The sequence below is a fragment of the Acinetobacter sp. GN11 genome (assembly GCF_054823985.1).
Genome location: NZ_JRVL01000191.1, coordinates 1 through 1,501 on the forward strand (window position 1 = coordinate 1; position 1,501 = coordinate 1,501).

3 protein-coding genes are annotated in these 1,501 nt (G+C 31.0%); 2 read left to right on the forward strand and 1 reads right to left on the reverse strand.

From position 1 onward, the window contains the following. Window positions 1–168 precede the first annotated feature (168 nt). Together NL42_RS15435 and NL42_RS15440 are read left to right on the forward strand one after the other, a co-directional pair. Entirely contained in the window at window positions 169–378 is a 210-nt protein-coding gene (locus NL42_RS15435) for a cold-shock protein (protein WP_003650775.1), read from the forward strand. A gap of 279 nt (window positions 379–657) precedes the next feature. Next, entirely contained in the window at window positions 658–1,128 is a 471-nt protein-coding gene (locus NL42_RS15440) for an AnBLUF65 family BLUF photoreceptors (RefSeq protein WP_461313407.1), read from the forward strand. Here the strand turns inward: NL42_RS15440 and NL42_RS15445 are convergent. Next, window positions 1,103–1,444, reverse strand: coding sequence for a hypothetical protein (locus NL42_RS15445; protein ID WP_461313408.1), 342 nt, complete (start codon window positions 1,442–1,444; stop codon window positions 1,103–1,105). The two genes, NL42_RS15440 and NL42_RS15445, sit on opposite strands and share 26 nt — an antisense overlap. Between the last annotated feature and the right edge of the window lie 57 nt (window positions 1,445–1,501).

Below are 1,501 nucleotides of genomic sequence, written 5' to 3' on the forward strand. Positions count from 1 at the left end.
TCTTAACTAGAAAAAAGTCTTGTTAGTAAATCTTCTTTAAAGTATCGTAGTTTTAGTCATAATCCTTCGTTTTTTAAGATCTTAACTCAATTTGTTATTCTTTTTTCAAAGTTATGTTAGTGTCATTATTAAATGATACTAAAATATTAGAAATCAGTAGGATATATCATGTCTAATACAGTAAGCGGTACAGTAAAATGGTTTAACGAAACTAAAGGTTTCGGTTTCATTCAACAAGACAACGGTCCAGATGTGTTTGCTCACTTCAAAGAGATCTCTGGTTCAGGTTTCAAAACTTTGCACGAAGGTCAACGTGTAACGTTTACCGTTACTCAAGGTCAAAAAGGACCAAATGCTGTAAATATTATTCCACAATAATATTTCAGTAAGAAAAAAAAGCACTATTTAGTGCTTTTTTTTATTTTAGTCTTTAAAGAAATTCTATTTTCTTTTAAGCGTTATAAAAGCTCTCTATAAGAGGGCTTTTTGTTTTTATATCTAATCGTTTGTAAGTCCAATAAGTTTTTGTACTCACTCATCGGTTGTTTGTATAAAGCATAGATTTAATGTAGATGTGAAATATAAATTATCAGGAATAGATATGTGTTAGATTGAAAAATCTTTAGATAAGAAATTTTATATTTCACGGAATTATTAATGAACGTTCGACTGTGTTATGCCAGCCAACGAAATGAAAAAAATGAAGATTTATTGCAAGATTTACGTGATATCCTAACAGAAGCTCGAAATTTCAACGATTTGAATCAAATTTGTGGTGTGCTCTATTATGCTCATAATGCTTTCTTTCAATGTTTGGAAGGTGAACAAGAGTTAGTAGAGCGATTATTTGAAAAAATTAAAAATGATCAAAGGCACTACAATGTTAAATGGCTCTGTACATATTCCATCGAGAAGAACTCTTTTCAGCGTTGGTCAATGAAATATGTACAGCGTAATACAAATATTGAATCTTTCTTTTTAAGTATGGGAGAAACTAGTTTTAATCCCATTTGTCTTGATGAGCAAAATTTAAAAATTTTCTTAAATGAATTATTACGTGCTGAGCAAAGTAAAATTAATACAGTTAAGAAAGTCGGTATGGTTAAGCGTGGGGTGAACCCTTTTTAGCTATCACACCAATATGGATGGTCTTGAGTTTAGGAATCATTCTAGTCATCACCAGATAGACAATGATTGAACTTGCGAGCATCCATATCACTTCTAAACTTTGGCTAATCACAAACATTGCCCAGTAAAAAAAGCTAAATAAGGCGAGACACAGGCCGCTACCTTTGAAATACCTAGTAATGAATATTCCAAAAAGTGCTGAAGAGAGCAGAAGGTTAGTGGTCTCGTTCATTCCAAGGTAGTTAAAGAAAATAATCAGTAAGCATAAAGCTAACATTGATAGTAAATATACAAATATATTTTTTGCAATAAACATTTTCTATATCCTATCTGATGATTAAAAAAGATCTTTCCTCTGTTTCCAGAGGAAAGA

Excerpts from the sequence above, each read along its gene's own strand:
- NL42_RS15445 (WP_461313408.1), bottom strand. The coding sequence starts at position 1,444 with ATGTTTATTGCAAAAAATATATTTGTATATTTACTATCAATGTTAGCT.
- NL42_RS15440 (WP_461313407.1), top strand. The coding sequence starts at position 658 with ATGAACGTTCGACTGTGTTATGCCAGCCAACGAAATGAAAAAAATGAA.
- NL42_RS15435 (WP_003650775.1), top strand. The coding sequence starts at position 169 with ATGTCTAATACAGTAAGCGGTACAGTAAAATGGTTTAACGAAACTAAA.